This window comes from Rhizobium sp. UBA1881 (assembly GCF_002338015.1).
Lineage (GTDB): Bacteria > Pseudomonadota > Alphaproteobacteria > Rhizobiales > Rhizobiaceae > Rhizobium.
This window is the reverse complement of record NZ_DDHH01000054.1, coordinates 1-15697: the sequence shown is the minus strand read 5'-3', so window position 1 is coordinate 15697 and position 15697 is coordinate 1. Positions and strand designations below refer to the sequence as shown.

Here is a 15697-nt window from a genome sequence, read left to right as displayed (position 1 = left end):
CAAGGGGGAGGGGCTAACTCGGGGCGCTGTTGAATTCCCGCATTTCATCTTCGTACCGGTTGATAGGTTGCGGTCCTGCCGGGCGGTTGCGGCAGGCAAGCCCCTCCCCCTTGTGGGGAGGGGTTGGGGAGGGGTTTTCATTGCAAGCACAGCCATCACCCCCACACCCCAGCACTCACCCCCGAAAACCCCGCCATCCGCAACTCCCGCGCATCGCTCAGCCCCAGCGGCTGATGCGTCGCCGCAATCACGATGCCGCCAGCCCCACGGTGCGCCTCGATCAACCCGGCGAAGAGCTGATCAGCGCTGGCGTCGAGGGCTGCCGTCGGCTCGTCGAGGATCCAGACGGGGCGGTGGGCGACGAGGAGCTTGGCGAAGGCGAAGCGGCGTTGTTGGCCGGCGGAGAGGTAGCCGAAGGGGAGATGGGTGATGCCTGACAGCCCTACCGCATCGGCGGCGTCTTCGATCGACATGCCGGTGCCACCGTCGGCATTACCGAGATAGCGGCGCCAGAAAGCGAGGTTCTCGTCCACCGTCAGCTCGCTCTTCATGGCGTTGCGGTGACCGAGATAGTGGCTGATCTCGGGGAGCCGGATATCGGTGTCGCCGTTCGCATTGGTGACGGTGATCGTGCCCGTTTCCTGCCGCAGCAGGCCTGCCAGCACGCGCAGCAGGGTCGATTTTCCGGAGCCGTTTTTGCCAGTCAAAACCAGGGCTTCGCCTGAGGTCAGGCTAAACGACACGCCTTCGAAAATCAGCTCTTCGCCTCTCAAGGCGGCGAGATCGGAGGCTTGGAGATGCATGGGGGTTCCGGGGTTCACGTTTTCAGTCATGCGATGCAAAAAAATCAAAAATGGTGGGCGCCTCTCTGGCAGCTTTGGCCGAAACTATCTATATGTTGATCACCACGCCAGCGGTCGGCGTGAATTTCATCCTAGCGCCGAACATGAGGTCTGACTTCATGTGCGGACCGCGGAAATGGCCGTACCCGCATCCTGATGTGCCTTTAGTGCATAGGCGTCCGCACAATTGTGTTCGCGATCAGAAACGGGGTCTCTCGTGTCTAAATCACTTGATAGCTTTAACTGTCGTTCCGTCCTTACCGTCGATGGTAAGGACTATGTCTATTTCAGTCTGCCGAAGGCCGAAGCAAACGGCCTGCCCGGCGTTTCCAAGCTTCCCTATTCGATGAAGGTTCTGCTCGAGAACCTGCTGCGCTTCGAGGACGGCCAGTCCGTGACCAAGGAGCACATCCTTGGCGTAGCCGAGTGGCTGAACAACAAGGGCACGGTCGAAAACGAAATCGCCTATCGCCCGGCGCGCGTTCTGATGCAGGACTTCACCGGCGTTCCCGCCGTGGTCGACCTTGCCGCGATGCGCGACGCGATGGTGTCGCTCGGCGGCGATCCGGAAAAGATCAACCCGCTGGTGCCCGTCGATCTCGTCATCGACCACTCCGTCATCGTCGACGAATTCGGCACGCCGCAGGCATTCTCCAGAAACGTCGAGCTCGAATACCAGCGCAACGGCGAGCGCTACCGCTTCCTGAAGTGGGGCCAGCAGGCCTTCCAGAATTTCCGCGTCGTGCCTCCGGGCACCGGCATCTGTCACCAGGTCAATCTCGAATATCTCGGCCAGACCGTCTGGACCAAGGAAGAGGACGGCGAGACGATCGCCTATCCGGACACCTGCGTCGGCACGGATAGCCACACGACGATGATCAACGGTCTCGGCGTTCTCGGCTGGGGTGTCGGCGGTATCGAAGCGGAAGCGGCCATGCTTGGCCAGCCGGTGTCGATGCTGCTGCCTGAAGTCATCGGCTTCAAGCTGACGGGCAAGCTCAAGGAAGGCGTGACCGCGACCGACCTCGTGCTGATGGTCGTGCAGATGCTGCGCAAGAAGGGCGTGGTCTCGAAGTTCGTCGAGTTCTTCGGCCCCGGCATGGACAACATGCCGCTCGCCGACCGCGCGACGATCGGCAATATGGGCCCGGAATACGGCGCCACCTGCGGCTTCTTCCCGGTCGATGGCGAAACCATCAACTACCTCACCATGTCCGGCCGCTCGCATGACCGCATCGCGCTGGTCGAAGCCTATTCGAAGGCGCAGGGCATGTGGCGCGAGGGCGATGGCTCCGATCTCGTCTTCACCGATACGCTGGAGCTCGATCTCGGCGACGTCGTGCCCGCCATGGCCGGCCCGAAGCGTCCCGAAGGTCGCATCCCGCTGGAAAACATCGCGTCCGGTTTCGCCGGCTCGATGGATGCCGATTACAAGAAGCCCGGCCAGCTCTCCAACCGCTATGCGGTCGAAGGCACGGATTTCGATCTCGGCCATGGCGACGTGGCGATTGCCGCCATCACGTCGTGCACCAACACGTCGAACCCGAGCGTCCTGATCGCCGCCGGCCTGCTTGCCCGCAATGCCGTCGCCAAGGGCCTGAAGACCAAGCCGTGGGTGAAGACCTCGCTGGCGCCTGGGTCGCAGGTGGTCGGCGAGTATCTGGCGAAGTCCGGCCTGCAGGCCGATCTCGACAAGCTCGGCTTCAACCTCGTCGGCTTCGGCTGCACCACCTGCATCGGCAACTCCGGTCCGCTGCCGGCGCCGATCTCGAAGACGATCAATGACAAGGGCCTGATCGTTTCGGGCGTTCTCTCCGGCAACCGCAACTTCGAAGGTCGTATCTCGCCCGACGTGCAGGCGAATTATCTCGCCTCGCCGCCGCTCGTCGTCGCCTATGCGCTGGCAGGTACTGTCCAGAAGGACCTGACGAAGGAGCCGATCGGTGAGGACCAGAACGGCAACCCCGTCTACCTCAAGGACATCTGGCCGACCTCGCACGAAGTGCAAGCCTTCATCCAGAAATACGTCACCCGCGAACTCTACGAGACGAAGTATGCCGACGTCTTCAAGGGTGATGCCAACTGGCAGGCCGTGCAGGTTCCCCCGGGCCAGACCTATGCCTGGGACGACAACTCGACCTATGTGCAGAACCCGCCCTACTTCGTCGGTATGGGCAAGACCGGCTCCGGCGTATCCGACATCAAGGGCGCGCGGGTCCTCGGTCTCTTCGGCGACAAGATCACCACCGACCACATTTCGCCGGCCGGTTCGATCAAGGCTGCCTCGCCGGCCGGCGCCTATCTCCTGGAACACAATGTCGGCGTCGCCGACTTCAACCAGTACGGCACGCGTCGCGGCAATCACGAGGTGATGATGCGCGGCACGTTTGCCAATATCCGCATCCGCAACCACATGCTCGGCCCGAACGGCAAGGAAGGTGGCTACACCATCCACTATCCGTCGAAGGAAGAGGAATCGATCTACGACGCGGCCATGCAGTACAAGGCCGAGGGCGTTCCGCTCGTCATCTTCGCCGGTGTCGAATACGGCAACGGCTCCTCGCGCGACTGGGCGGCGAAGGGCACCAACCTGCTCGGCGTCAAGGCGGTGATCGCGCAAAGCTTCGAGCGCATCCACCGCTCGAACCTCGTCGGCATGGGCGTCATCCCCTTCGTCTTCGAGGAGGGCACGACTTGGGCGACGCTGGGGCTGAAGGGCGACGAGACCGTCACCATCGAGGGGCTTGAGAACATCAAGCCGCGCGAGAAGAAGATCGCGAAAATCACCTATGGCGACGGCACCGTGAAAGACGTTCCGCTGCTCTCGCGCGTCGATACGCTCGATGAGGTGATCTACCTCAACAATGGCGGCATCCTGCAGACGGTGTTGCGAGATCTCGCAGCCTGATCGGCCCTGATTTTTAAGACATGCCTGATAATGGCCGCCGGAAAGCGATTTCCGGCGGCTTTTTCGTGTTCGGGAGGGCTGCAAGCGGCCGGCCTCACGGCGAAGTGTTGCGGAGTTGTCCCACGCGGGCTCCGTCTCACCCGTTCGTGATTTTTCGTTTGGATCGGGAGCGATTATCTCTAGGTTGAAGAGACGGAGCCCTTGCGTGCGTGACTGGCCAGAGATTTAGGCCGGCGTCTCGGCAAGGTGGAGAGGAAAAGAGGTAGAGGTGCAATGTCGCCGCGGTTTTTGATTTCGCTGATTGCAGGTGTGGCTCTGGCGAGCCCTTTGCTCGCCGACGAGGCGCCCAAAGGCGTGGTCGAACTGTTCACCTCCCAGGGTTGCGCCTCATGCCCTCCCGCCGACGCGGCCTTTCGCAAGCTCGTTGAGCGCGGCGATATCATCGCTCTCGCCTATCACGTCGATTACTGGAACTACATGGGCTGGGCCGATACGCTGAGCTCGAAGGAAAATACCGAGCGGCAGTACGGCTATGCGAAGACCATGGGCCGCGCCAATGTCTACACGCCGCAAGTGGTGGTGAACGGCCGCGATCATGTCATGGGCTCGGATATCGGCGGCATCGAGAAAAAGGTCGACGGCTTTCTCACCGGTGGCGAAGGTCTGACCGTTCCGATCAAGGCCGAGGTCAAGGGCGATCAGCTCGAGATCAACGTCGCGCCCGGCCAGGGCAAGGCCAATGTCGTCATGGTCTATTTCGATCGCGAAAAGACGATCGAGGTACAGAAGGGCGAAAACAGCGGCCAGAAGATCTCCTACATGCACAGCGTTTCGGATGTCGAAACGGTCGGCATGTGGGACGGCAAGGCGACAAAGCTGACGCTGCCCGCCACCGTGCTGCAGAAGCCAGATCTTGAGGGCTGCGCCGTCATGCTGCAGTCGTCGACGGCCGACGGAACGCCATCGGCGATCCTTGGCGCCACCGTGGTCATGGCCGGCAGGAACATCTGAGCCGCCATAGTTCTCGGATTTCATCTGTCTTGTCAGGTGGAAGCGGGGCGGCCCGACTGATCGTATTCGGGGCTGGGGTTAAGGTCGATACGGTCAGCCGGGCCCTTTGGCGCGCTGGCGCCAAACAGTCACATCTCCTCCAAAGTGCCGAAAGACGATGCGCAGAATTCAGTGTCGGCGAACCCGCTGAGGATGCGCCGGTCAAGTGCGAGCGAATTTCACTTTTAATTGAGGCGCTGTTTTGACTGAAATGCGGCACGCGGCAGATTGCACAGACTATGCTTAATGCGCGCGAGGCCGCGCTTGCAATTTGTAAAGGCTAAGGCAAACTGTCACCCGCGTGTCACGAACGGAGGCATTCGAGACCGATGACAGATCAGCCGGATTTGCGGCGTGGGAACAATCGGGCTCCCGATGGCGATTCCCCCGTCGTCGTGGATATCAGGGACTACAAGCAGAGCAAGGACCCGTTGCCGGTGACGTTTCACCGGCGAGAGCTGGATGCGATCCTGTGGATCTACGGGCGCATGGTCGGCGAAGGCGAGTGGCGGGACTACGCGATCGACCACCTGAAGGACCTTGCCGTCTTCTCCGTCTTCAAGCGCTCCGGCGAAATGCCGCTCTTCCGCATCGAAAAGAATCCCAAGCTCGCCGCCAAGCAGGGCGCCTATTCCGTCGTCAACACGCACGGCCAGATCCTGAAGCGCGGCCACGACCTGCAGCAGGTGCTGAAGGTGTTCAACAAATCGCTGAAGCTCGTCGAGAAATAGGCGCGATCAACCCAGAAACAGCGTCGCCGGATAGGCGTCTGGATCGGGATCGGTCGAGGTGCCGTCGCCGAGCGCTCGTTGCATCAACATCGTATCCAGCCAGCGACCTTGCTTGAAGCCGGAACCCTTGATGCGGCCGATTTCCTCGAACCCATGGCTTGCATGCAGTGCGATCGAGGCCGGATGCGCACCGCCGATCACGGCGATCATCTGGCGGAAACCGAGCGCCGTCGTCCGCGATATCAGCTCCTCCAGCAACCGCTTGCCGACCCCCTTGCCCTGCGCTTCCGGCGCCAGATAGATCGAATCCTCGACCATGAACCGATAGGCCGGCCGCGTGCGGAACGCTGATGCATAGGCATAGCCGACGAGCGCGCCATGCTCGTCCACGGCGGCGATATAGGGGTAGCCCTTGTCGACAATGGCCTGGTATCGCGCCGCCATCTCGTCGCGATCCGGTGGGGCGATCTCGTAGCTCGCAACACCATTCAAGACGGAGTCGCGGTAGATGGCGGTGATGGCGTCGATGTCGGAGAGGGAAGCGTCACGGAGAAGAACGGGCATGGGGCGGGCCGGTGTCTGGAGGGGTGGTGTCGTTGCTTGAAGAGCATCCCGGGTGGCGGTTGGCAAGGGGAAAGCGGACGGGCTGCGATGGTTGCGGGAGGGGCGGGTGATCCACTGGCGTTGCATATGTGGAAGCGTGCTTGGATTCTCGGGACGAGCCCGAGAATGACGGCGGAGTATGTGGTTGCCGCCGGGAAGCTATTGAAACAAGGGCATTTACCCCCTCTCGACGTCATCCTCGGCCTTGTGCCGAGGATCTAAGCACGCCTCCACGTGCACGACGTCGATGGCTGTTCATCCTGGCGTTCATCGCTCACTTCGCCGAGCACCGCTACGCCGTCTACTGCTCAGACCTATTAGCCATCCCGAGAACTTTCCCCTGAAGCAGCATTGCAACTTCAACTTTCGCAAAGCCTTGCCTCTTGCCGCCGGCTGCTTTAGCTCATGAATGAAATGGAGCAGACCTAATGATTTTCATGGTAATCGCGGTCCCGATCGTCTTGGTCTGCTTCCTGCTGTTTCCCCGCCACACGCTGATCGTCGTTGCCGCCCTTGCCTGCATCGGCGCTGCCGTTGGTCTCTATCTCTATTTTCAGCAATCCGACCGCCTGAACTCGGCGAGCCTGGTGTCGGGCACGAGCAGCGGAACCAGCGGTTGCCAGGATCCGGACAAGCCGGTTTTCGTCGAGCTGTCGAATGCCTCCGACCGGCAGGTCAATATCGTGCGCTTCCGGCTGATCGCGAAGCGTCCGGGGTTCAGCGGCGAGGTCTATTCGGATTACTTCAGCAGCGACAAGATCATCGCGCCGCATAGTGAGTACGGCAGCTGCTGGGCACTGAACCGCTACAGGGGCCTGGACACTCTGCCGGGCCGACCCGCACCTAGTGATTTCGAATGGTCCGTCGATATCTCGTCGGTCGATTTCGCCGGCAACTAAGCGCACGTCCCAAGGCCCCCCGATCGACCAAAGAAAAACCGCCTGCAACATTGCTGCTGCAAGCGGTTCTGATCGTCTCGAACTTGTCGTCTGGATCAAGGGCGACAGCGTCGCCCTCTCTCGCTCACCTTACTTGCGGTTGCCCATGAACTGCAGAAGGAACATGAAGAGGTTGATGAAGTCGAGGTAGAGCGTCAGGGCGCCCATGATCGCCTTGCGGCCGGCCATGGTGGCGTCGTCGGCGGCGTAGTACATTTCCTTGATGCGCTGCGTATCGTAGGCCGTCAGGCCCGCGAAGATCAGCACGCCGATCACCGAGATCGCGAACTGCATGGCCGAGGAGGCCAGGAAGATGTTGACGATCGAGGCGATGATCAGGCCGAACAGACCCATCATCAGGAACGAGCCCATGGCCGAGAGGTCACGACGGGTCGTGTAGCCATAGAGCGAGAGCGCGCCGAACGAGGCGGCCGTCACGAAGAAGGTCTGCACGACGCTCTGGCCGGTGTAGATCAGGAAGATCGACGACAGCGACAGGCCGACAAGCGCTGCATAGACCGCGAAGGTCGTCTGCGCGGCCGATACGCTCATCGAATTGATCCTGAAGCTCAGGAAGAAGACCAGCGCCAGCGGAGCGAAGATCACCACCCACTTCAGCGGGCTGGTGTAGATCGCGGCGCCGAATGCGGTCAGCTGGCCGTCGGAGACGGCGAATGTGAATGCGAAATAGGCGGCCAGGCCGGTGATCGCCAGGCCGATAGCCATCAGGTTGTAAACCTTCAGCATATAGCTGCGAAGGCCCTGATCGATCTCGCCGGTCTGGACACCGCTCTGAACGCGGCCCTGGTAATTTCTTAGGTCAGCCATGATTTCCTCTTGTCAGCTCCGAATGAACACGGTGTCGGGTTTTCTTGCCCGGGCGCCGCTGCGGAGCTTCAGCATGCCTGCGGATAATATGAGCCTTTCGCCCTTTGCAAACAAGAGCCTTGCAACCCGCGATCGGGTTAAATCGCCGTAAGGTGCCGGAATTATTTCAACCCGGCCACTCAGAGCTCGCGCAAAACGGGTGCCGCCTTCTGGCCGAGAATGCGCCATGTGCCGATCAGGCCGATGCCGACGGTCAGCACCAAGGCCGTGACGATCGTCATGCCGGCGACGTCAGGCAGGAACTGCGAGGGGATCTTCATGATGCGGGCGACGATGAACCAGGCGGCGACGCCGCCCGAAAGCAGCGCGAAGACCGCGGTTGCGAGCCCGAGGATCAGATACTCGTAGCAGAAGGCGCGCATCAGCATGCGTCTCGTGGCGCCGAGCGTCTTCAGCACCACCGCGTCATGCGTGCGGGCACGGTTGCCGGCGGCAAGCGCGCCGGCGAGCACCAGCACCGAGGCGATGAGGGCGACGGAGGCCGCGGCGCGGATCGCGGTCGCCAGCTGCGCCACCAGCGAATTGACGATGTCGATCGCATCCTTGACGCGCACGCTCGTGATCGTCGGATAGGTGTTGGTCACCGATTTCAAGATCGCGGCTTCCTGCGAGGATGTCGCCTTGGGATCGGTGAGCGTTGCCAGCCACGCATGCGGGGCGCCCTTGAAGGTGTTGGGCGAGAAGACCATGACGAAATTGATCGACAGGCTCTCCCACTGCACCTTGCGCAGATTGGCGATCTTCGCCGTCATGTTGCGGCCGAGCACGTTGACGGTGACGGTATCGCCGACCTTGAGGCCGAGCTCGCCCGCCTCTTCCGCCGAAAACGAGACCAGCGGCTCACCGCTGTAATCCTTGTCCCACCATGTGCCCTCGGTGAGGACCGCGTTTTCGGGCAAGGTTTCGGAGTAGGTGATGCCGCGGTCGCCGCGCAGCACCCATTGGCCAGATGGCGGCACCTTGCGCTTGGTCACGTCCTCGCCGTTGAAGGCAAGGATGCGGCCTCGCAGCATCGGCACCTCGACGAGCTTGCCCTCGGGCGCATCGGTCTTCACCAGATTGCGGAAACCGTCGAGCTCGGCGCCCTGGATATCGACGAAGAAGAAGTTGGGCGCGCCATCGGCCATGCGGCCGGTGAGCTGCTGGCGCAGATTGCCGTCGATCAGCGTCAGGGTGACCAGCAGCGCCAGCCCGAGGCCGAGCGAGAGCACGACCGACGGCGTGAGCGCGCCGGGACGGTGGATGTTGCCGATCGCAAGCCTCAGCGCCGGCGAATTGACGCGCGGGCTGCGGCGGGCGAGCCAGGCGATGCCTGCTGCCACCAGCCTGAGGACGACGAAGGCAAAGGCGATGGCGCCGATGAAGACGATGGCGATGAAGCGATCATGGGCAGTTGCCACCGCAAGGCCGGCAAGTGCTGCGAGGAAGACGGCGGCCATCAGGATATAGGGCCAGGAGGGCAGGCGGCGTGCCTCGAAGCCCTGCTCGCGAAACAATGCAGTCGGCGGCACTTCGCGGGCATGGCCGAGCGGCATGATGGCGAAGGCGAGCGTCGTCAGGATGCCGAAGAGCACGGCGAGAGACAGCGCCACCGGATAGAGCGTCGGCGCGGTCGAGACCGGCAGGAACTGCGCCAGGAACTGGGCCGCGAGAATGGGTGCCAACGCACCGATGACGAGACCGATGGCGATACCGCCAAGCGCGATGAGGCCGATCTGGAAGAGGTAGATGAGGACGACAGTCGAGGCCGGCGCACCCAGGCACTTGAAGGTGGCGATCGTCGTGCGCTTGGCATCGAGGAAGGCGCGCACGGCATTCGCCACGCCGACGCCGCCGACGATCAGCGCTGTCAGGCCAACCAGTGTCAGGAACTGCGAGAAACGCTCGATGTTTTCGGTAAGCGAGGGCGCGGCGCGGTCGCTAGTGCGGATCGACCAGCCGGCCGAGGGAAAATCCTTGGTGGCGCGGTCGCGGATGCCAACCATATCAGACCGGTCGTTCAGCTTGACCTTGTAGCTGTGCTCGACAAGGCTTCCCGTCTGGATCAGACCCGAGGCCTGCAGCGCCTGGCGGCTCACCATCAGGCGCGGCGCGAAGCCGAAGCCTTCGGAGACCGCGTCCGGCTCGGTCTTCACGGTGCCGGTGATGTTGACGATGACGTTGCCGAGCAGCAGCTCGTCGCCGATCTTGAGGCCGAGACGTTCCAGAAGCAGCGGCGCGGCCAGCGCGCCATAGGTGCCATCCTGATCGGCAAGAAGCGTATGCAGCGGGTAGTTGGGCTCGGCCTCGAAGCTGCCGTAGAGCGGATAAGCGTCGTCGACGGCCTTGACCTCGACCAGCGCCTGGTCGGATCCATCCGGCTTGCGGGCCATGGAGCGCAGTCCCGTCGATACCGAGACCTTGCCGAGCGAGCGCAGGAAATCCAACTCGTTGGCGGCTGCCTCGCGATTGTTGAGCTCGAAGCGGACGTCGCCGGCGAGAATCTCCTGGCCGCGCGTTGCAATCGTATCGGTGATCGACTGCGAGACCGAATTGACCGCGGCGATTGCCCCGGTGCCGAGCGCGATGCAGGCGAGGAAGATGTAAAAGCCTTTGAGGCCGCCGCGCAGCTCACGAAGGGCAAGACGGAAGGCGAGCGCGATACGCGGGGTGATCAGCGTCATGCAATGGCCACTTCGGCTTCAATCGCGGCGCTATCGCCTTCTATCTTGCCGGAGCGGACGCGGATCTGGCGCGAGCAGCGCTTGGCGAGCGCGTTGTCGTGGGTGACGAGCACCAGCGTCATGCCGCGCTCGGCCTGCTTGGAAAAGAGGAGATCGGCGATCTGGCGGCCGGTGTCGGTGTCGAGATTGCCTGTTGGTTCATCCGCGATCAGAAGCGCCGGGGATGGCGCAAGCGCGCGAGCGATCGCAACGCGCTGCTGCTCGCCGCCGGAAAGCTGGCCGGGATAATGGTTCAGCCGGTCGCCGAGGCCGACGGATTTCAGCTCGCGGCGGGCGATCTCGAAGGGATTGGCGACATTGGCGAGTTCAAGCGGCACGGCGACGTTTTCAAGCGCCGTCATGTTGGCGATCAGGTGGAAGGATTGGAAGACGATGCCGATGTTGCGCCCGCGGAAGTCGGCGACCTGATCCTCGCTCATCGTGTGGAGGGGCGCTTCGTTGATGTTGATCTCGCCACTATCCAGCCGCTCGAGGCCGGCCAGCACCATCAGCAGCGTCGACTTGCCGGAGCCGGAGGGGCCGACGATGCCGACCGATTCACCGGCGGCGATCCCAAGGTCGATGCCCTTCAGCACATGCACGGAGGCGGCGGCACTGCCGAGCGTCAGATCGGCCCGTTTCAGATCGATGATGGTTTTTGCCAACGGTAAATGCCCTACCTATATGAAAGCCCAGCTGCCGCCAATTTAGGGACAATGGAATGAGATTTAAAGTTGCGGGTCTTCACATCGCTGTCATCGTCTTTTCGATGCTGCTTTCGGTTTCAGCGCAGGCGCGCACGATTAATCTCGTCGGCTTCGGCGACAGCCTGATGGCGGGATACCAGCTGCCGCCCGGCGACGGCTTTCCGGAGAAGCTGCAGGCGGCGCTCAAGGCCAAGGGCCTCGATGTTACGGTGGCGAACGCAGGTGTCTCCGGCGACACCACGACCGGCGGGCTTTCGCGCATCGACTGGTCGGTGCCCGATGGCACCGATGGGGTCATTCTGGAGCTCGGCGCCAACGACGCGCTGCGGGGGATCGCGCCCGAACAAAGTGAGAAGAACCTCGACCAAATGATTACCCGGCTCAAGGAACGCGGGATCGCGGTCTTCCTCGCCGGCATGATGGCGCCGCCGAACATGGGCGGCGACTACGCGGCGCGGTTCAACCCGATCTACGAGAAACTCGCCAAAAAACATGGGCTTACGCTCTATCCGTTCTTCCTCGACGGCGTCGTTCTCGATGCGTCGCTGAAGCTGGAAGACGGCATGCACCCCAATTCCAAAGGCGTGGATACCATGGTTCAAAAGATGGAACCGGCAATCACACAATTCATTGGAACGTTGCCGACTGTGAAGAATTAGGGACTTGCGCACGTGATCAATGCGTGATTCCGTGTGAGCACCTGCAAAAGATTCGGGGAGTGCTCGTTATGCCGAGACTGTTTACCGCCCTCGAAATTCCGCGCAATGCGGCGATGAGCCTGTCATTGTTGCGCGGTGGTCTCCCTGGCGCCCGATGGATCGATGTGGAAAATTACCACATCACCCTGCGCTTCATCGGCGATGTCGATAATCGCACGGCAGACGAGATCGTCGACCGGCTCGACCGCATCGACAGGCCGGAATTCCAGATCAAGCTCGACGGTATCGGCGCTTTCGGTTCCAAGAAGCCGCATTCGGTCTGGGCCGGCGTGACGCAAGATCCCGAAATGTATGCCCTGCAGGCCGAAATCGAGCGGATCTGCCAGCGGATCGGCCTTCCGCCGGATCCGCGCAAGTTCACCCCGCATGTGACGCTGGCGCGGCTGAAATCCTCGCGCGTCGACGATGTCGTGCACTATCTCGCCGGACGCGGCAATTTCCAGACCGCCTCCTTCACCGTGCCGCGCTTCGTGCTTCTGTCGTCGCGCGATTCGGTCGGCGGCGGGCCTTATCTGACGGAAGAGGTGTTCCCGCTGCGCGAGGCACTGTCGGCGCCGAGCGTGGACAACAGCTTCCTGCAGCCGGCCAAGAGCCTGGCATAAACGGCCTCGAAGCCGTCGGCGCCGCCATAATAGGGATCGGGGATATCCTCTCCGCTCCCGAGCGCCAGATCACCGAACAGATGGATGTTCCCTGCATCGGGATCGAGCGCCTTCAAGGCCGCGACATTGTTTCGGTCCATGGCGACGATCAGATCGAAATCGGCAAAATCATGCTCGCGGATGCGCCGCGCGCGCTGAGCTGATATGTCTATGCCGTGATGGCGGGCGGTCGCGATCGACCGCTTGTCGGGCTCATCGCCCACATGCCAGCTGCCGGTGCCGGCGGAATCGATGAGAAAGCGGTCGGACAGGCCGGCTTCGGCGATGAGATGGCTGAAGACGCCTTCGGCCAGCGGCGAACGGCAGATATTGCCCATGCAAACAAACAGGATACTGGTGCGTTTCATAAGAGACCCATGGTGAACGCAAAGGACAATCGCATGAAACGGGACAAACTGGAACGCCAGGCGATTAGCGATGAACTGGCGAAACTTGACGGCTGGTCGCTCGGCGACGGCGGGAAGTCGATCACCAAGAGCTACAAGTTCAAGAATTTCGTCGAGGCCTTCGGCTTCATGACGGAATCGGCGCTTGCAGCCGAAAAGCTCGATCATCATCCGGAATGGTTCAACGTCTATTCCAAGGTGGATGTGACGCTCAGCACCCATTCGGCCGACGGGCTGACGGAGCTCGATTTCAAGCTGGCGGGCGTGATGGAGAAGGCGGCGGCGCGGCGGATCGATTGAATCGCAGCCGAAGACCCCCCATATTCGGGCTGACCTGAAAGGGGCCAACTGGAGCACAAAGGGCCAAGTGGACATGGACGACGTCAAATACGGTGAAATCCTGCTGCCGGGCGATGAAGAAACGCAGGAGCGGCGGGAGAAGAGCGTTCGGCAGAAATTCTGGCCGACTTTCCGCAAGGCGGCGCGCAAGATCCCCTTCTCGCGCGATGTCGTTGCCGCCTATTACTGCGCGCTCGACCGTGAGACACCGCTCAAGGTGCGCGGCACGCTGCTCGCGGCACTCGCCTATTTCGTGCTGCCCGTCGACATGATCCCCGACGTGCTTGTCGGCATCGGCTTCACCGACGACATCGCCGTCCTCTCGGCCGCCTTCGCCATGGTCAACCGCCACATCCGCCCCAACCACTACGAAGCCGCCGACAAGGCGCTGCAAGACGCACCCGATCGGGTGCGGCCCGAGGATATGAAGACGGTGTAGGCCGGCTGTTCGCCGGCCCTCGCCCTGACAAAGCTCGCGGTTGAACAATAACGAAGTCCACTTTGGTCGCGGTCGGATGCCCAGCATCCCTCATTCCTGTGCCCAGACTTCGTCCGGGCGAGGTCACAGGAATCCAGTCGTTCAAGTCCTTGGACGGAAAGAGTCTTTTCACGACGCAGACGCGTCGTGGCTGGATTCCTGTCACAAGGACAGGAATGAGGGATTTCGAGGGTTCTGCCGCTAGAAACATCTTCGTCAGCAGTCTGAGGCCGGCTGTTTGCCGGCCCTTTCTTCACACTTGGCGCGCGCCTTTCAGCTGCGCCAGATATTCGCTGCGGGAAAACGGGTTTGGGCCCGATCGGCGGCGCACCGGCGCCGCGCCCCTCACCGGCCGATAGCCTGAAAGCTCCGTTTCCATCGTCCCGAGACCGCTTGTCAGCGATGGCAAAGCGCGCTGGATATCGTGGACGTTGATGGCCGCGATCGTTCCAGCCAGCATCATCATCTCTCCGCTGGCGACTGGCGGTTCGAGCGCGGCGTCGAGGCGCGTCAGCAGGCTTTGCACGCGTGGCAGCGCATCGGCGGGCATGTCGATCGTGATGCGGTCGATCGGCTCGCAGACTTCCGTTCCGGCGATCCGCAATGCCTGCGCCAGCACCAGAGGCGTCAGATTGCGATGGTCCGACGGAGTGCTCGTCGTCCATTTTCGGAGCCTTGTGATCTCGGTGATTGAAACCGAGGCGTTGATCACCTGCCAGCCATGAACGCCCTGGCCGAACGCTGTTTCGAGGGCTTCGTCGATCGCCTTGAAGGCGAATGGCGGTGCGGCGCCCGGCTCGACCTCGAAGATCAGCCTGTGCCGGCCTTCGCTGTCGCCGGGTTCGACGCGAAGCCCGATGGTCGCCAGAAACGGATCGGGCGCGTGCTCGATGGCGTTTCCGACGCCAAGTATGCGCTCGACATAGATCGGGGACGTGTCGAGGAAGCGCACGGAAAGGCCATACTCTGCTTTCAGTGTGTGCTCGATCACCTCCTTCTGAACCTCGCCATAGAGCGATATCGAAAGACCGTCCTCGCCGTCGCCCTGCCGCAGATTGATCAGCGGGTCCTGTTCCGAGAGCTGGGACAGGGCCTTCCACAGCGCAGGCGCATCCGCCTTGTCATACGGCACGATCGCAGCCTCCAGCATGGGCGGTGCGAACTGCCTTTGCGGGGCCGCAGCGCGGTCTCCGATCCAGTCACCGACCTTGATGTCGGAGAGACCTCTTACTCTGGCGATGTCGCCCGCCTGGGCCACATCGCTGCGTATTACCCGTCCTTCCGCGAAGATCTCGATATCGGTGACGCGGTTCTCTCTGTCAGCGATTGGGCCAGCGATCGGGATCCGGTCGCGAACGCGCAGGGCGCCCGACACCACACGAAGCAGCGCGAGCTTCTCTCCCGCCGCATTGCGCTCGACCTTGAAGACGGTTGCCGAGACCAGGCCATCCTTCGGCGGTATCGGTGCCGGAAGGAGATCGGTGATGCCGTCAATCAACTCCTCGATCCCGGCGCCTGTTATGGCCGAGCCAAAGTACACCGGGAAGATCAGGCCATGGGCGGTTTGCCGCGCCAGCCGTTCGCGTAGTGTACCGACCTCCACCGCGCGATCCTCCGCGAAGGCGGCGAGCAGGTCGTCGTCGCGCTCGGCCAGCGCCTGCAGCATGGCGGAGCGGAAGGCGCGGTCGCGCCAGGCGCCGGGGTCGAAGCGCGCGAGTGGCGTTCCCGACGCGCTGACGGATCC

General features: G+C 62.3%; 15 protein-coding genes. 8 read left to right on the top strand and 7 right to left on the bottom strand.

What is annotated here, in order from left to right; all coding sequences use genetic code 11:
• Window positions 1-155 precede the first annotated feature (155 nt).
• The gene (gene ccmA / locus B3605_RS05370) at window positions 156-803 is read right to left on the bottom strand and encodes a heme ABC exporter ATP-binding protein CcmA (protein WP_113168805.1); all 648 of its coding nucleotides are present in this window, start codon (window positions 801-803) and stop codon (window positions 156-158) included.
• Between the two features lie 256 nt (window positions 804-1059).
• Here ccmA and acnA point away from each other — a divergent pair, with 256 nt between their 5' ends.
• From acnA to B3605_RS05355, 3 genes are all read left to right on the top strand, one after another.
• Window positions 1060-3750: an aconitate hydratase AcnA gene (gene acnA, locus B3605_RS05365; RefSeq protein ID WP_112950943.1), complete on the top strand. Its 2691-nt coding sequence runs from the start codon at window positions 1060-1062 to the stop codon at window positions 3748-3750.
• 273 nt (window positions 3751-4023) lie between these two features.
• Complete coding sequence (locus B3605_RS05360; protein ID WP_112946016.1) at window positions 4024-4761, top strand: DUF1223 domain-containing protein; 738 nt, start codon at window positions 4024-4026, stop codon at window positions 4759-4761.
• A gap of 368 nt (window positions 4762-5129) precedes the next feature.
• Window positions 5130-5531: a DUF2794 domain-containing protein gene (locus B3605_RS05355; protein WP_112946015.1), complete on the top strand. Its 402-nt coding sequence runs from the start codon at window positions 5130-5132 to the stop codon at window positions 5529-5531.
• 6 nt (window positions 5532-5537) lie between these two features.
• Here B3605_RS05355 and B3605_RS05350 read toward each other — a convergent pair whose 3' ends face one another.
• Entirely contained in the window at window positions 5538-6095 is a 558-nt protein-coding gene (locus B3605_RS05350) for a GNAT family N-acetyltransferase (protein WP_112946014.1), read from the bottom strand.
• Between the two features lie 467 nt (window positions 6096-6562).
• Here B3605_RS05350 and B3605_RS05345 point away from each other — a divergent pair, with 467 nt between their 5' ends.
• Window positions 6563-7033: a hypothetical protein gene (locus tag B3605_RS05345; protein ID WP_112974201.1), complete on the top strand. Its 471-nt coding sequence runs from the start codon at window positions 6563-6565 to the stop codon at window positions 7031-7033.
• 129 nt (window positions 7034-7162) lie between these two features.
• Here B3605_RS05345 and B3605_RS05340 read toward each other — a convergent pair whose 3' ends face one another.
• From B3605_RS05340 to B3605_RS05330, 3 genes are all read right to left on the bottom strand, one after another.
• A complete protein-coding gene (locus B3605_RS05340; protein WP_112946012.1) occupies window positions 7163-7900 on the bottom strand; it encodes a Bax inhibitor-1/YccA family protein in 738 nt (245 codons plus the stop codon).
• Window positions 7901-8079: 179 nt separating this feature from the next.
• Window positions 8080-10623 (bottom strand): ABC transporter permease, encoded by a 2544-nt coding sequence (locus B3605_RS05335; protein ID WP_112946011.1) that lies wholly within the window; start codon window positions 10621-10623, stop codon window positions 8080-8082.
• Entirely contained in the window at window positions 10620-11327 is a 708-nt protein-coding gene (locus tag B3605_RS05330; RefSeq protein ID WP_112946010.1) for an ABC transporter ATP-binding protein, read from the bottom strand. The genes B3605_RS05335 and B3605_RS05330 overlap by 4 nt, the downstream gene beginning before the upstream one ends.
• Window positions 11328-11383: 56 nt before the next feature.
• Between B3605_RS05330 and B3605_RS05325 the strand changes: the two genes are divergently transcribed.
• Window positions 11384-12028 (top strand): arylesterase, encoded by a 645-nt coding sequence (locus B3605_RS05325; protein WP_112946009.1) that lies wholly within the window; start codon window positions 11384-11386, stop codon window positions 12026-12028.
• A gap of 68 nt (window positions 12029-12096) precedes the next feature.
• Window positions 12097-12690: an RNA 2',3'-cyclic phosphodiesterase gene (gene thpR, locus B3605_RS05320; RefSeq protein WP_112946008.1), complete on the top strand. Its 594-nt coding sequence runs from the start codon at window positions 12097-12099 to the stop codon at window positions 12688-12690.
• Here the strand turns inward: thpR and B3605_RS05315 are convergent.
• Complete coding sequence (locus tag B3605_RS05315; RefSeq protein ID WP_112946007.1) at window positions 12597-13097, bottom strand: low molecular weight protein-tyrosine-phosphatase; 501 nt, start codon at window positions 13095-13097, stop codon at window positions 12597-12599. The two genes, thpR and B3605_RS05315, sit on opposite strands and share 94 nt — an antisense overlap.
• Window positions 13098-13130: 33 nt before the next feature.
• Here B3605_RS05315 and B3605_RS05310 point away from each other — a divergent pair, with 33 nt between their 5' ends.
• Window positions 13131-13436 (top strand): 4a-hydroxytetrahydrobiopterin dehydratase, encoded by a 306-nt coding sequence (locus B3605_RS05310; protein ID WP_112946018.1) that lies wholly within the window; start codon window positions 13131-13133, stop codon window positions 13434-13436.
• A gap of 73 nt (window positions 13437-13509) precedes the next feature.
• Window positions 13510-13914 (top strand): YkvA family protein, encoded by a 405-nt coding sequence (locus B3605_RS05305; RefSeq protein ID WP_018902272.1) that lies wholly within the window; start codon window positions 13510-13512, stop codon window positions 13912-13914.
• A gap of 292 nt (window positions 13915-14206) precedes the next feature.
• Here B3605_RS05305 and B3605_RS05300 read toward each other — a convergent pair.
• Window positions 14207-15697, bottom strand: a 1491-nt coding sequence (locus B3605_RS05300) for an EF-Tu/IF-2/RF-3 family GTPase (RefSeq protein ID WP_296433117.1), incomplete at its 5' end; no start/stop codon positions are given.

Excerpts from the sequence above, each read along its gene's own strand:
- B3605_RS05335 (WP_112946011.1), bottom strand. The coding sequence starts at position 10,623 with ATGACGCTGATCACCCCGCGTATCGCGCTCGCCTTCCGTCTTGCCCTT.
- ccmA (WP_113168805.1), bottom strand. The coding sequence starts at position 803 with ATGCATCTCCAAGCCTCCGATCTCGCCGCCTTGAGAGGCGAAGAGCTG.
- B3605_RS05305 (WP_018902272.1), top strand. The coding sequence starts at position 13,510 with ATGGACGACGTCAAATACGGTGAAATCCTGCTGCCGGGCGATGAAGAA.
- B3605_RS05310 (WP_112946018.1), top strand. The coding sequence starts at position 13,131 with ATGAAACGGGACAAACTGGAACGCCAGGCGATTAGCGATGAACTGGCG.
- thpR (WP_112946008.1), top strand. The coding sequence starts at position 12,097 with ATGCCGAGACTGTTTACCGCCCTCGAAATTCCGCGCAATGCGGCGATG.
- B3605_RS05340 (WP_112946012.1), bottom strand. The coding sequence starts at position 7,900 with ATGGCTGACCTAAGAAATTACCAGGGCCGCGTTCAGAGCGGTGTCCAG.
- B3605_RS05345 (WP_112974201.1), top strand. The coding sequence starts at position 6,563 with ATGATTTTCATGGTAATCGCGGTCCCGATCGTCTTGGTCTGCTTCCTG.
- B3605_RS05350 (WP_112946014.1), bottom strand. The coding sequence starts at position 6,095 with ATGCCCGTTCTTCTCCGTGACGCTTCCCTCTCCGACATCGACGCCATC.
- B3605_RS05325 (WP_112946009.1), top strand. The coding sequence starts at position 11,384 with ATGAGATTTAAAGTTGCGGGTCTTCACATCGCTGTCATCGTCTTTTCG.
- B3605_RS05355 (WP_112946015.1), top strand. The coding sequence starts at position 5,130 with ATGACAGATCAGCCGGATTTGCGGCGTGGGAACAATCGGGCTCCCGAT.
- B3605_RS05360 (WP_112946016.1), top strand. The coding sequence starts at position 4,024 with ATGTCGCCGCGGTTTTTGATTTCGCTGATTGCAGGTGTGGCTCTGGCG.
- B3605_RS05315 (WP_112946007.1), bottom strand. The coding sequence starts at position 13,097 with ATGAAACGCACCAGTATCCTGTTTGTTTGCATGGGCAATATCTGCCGT.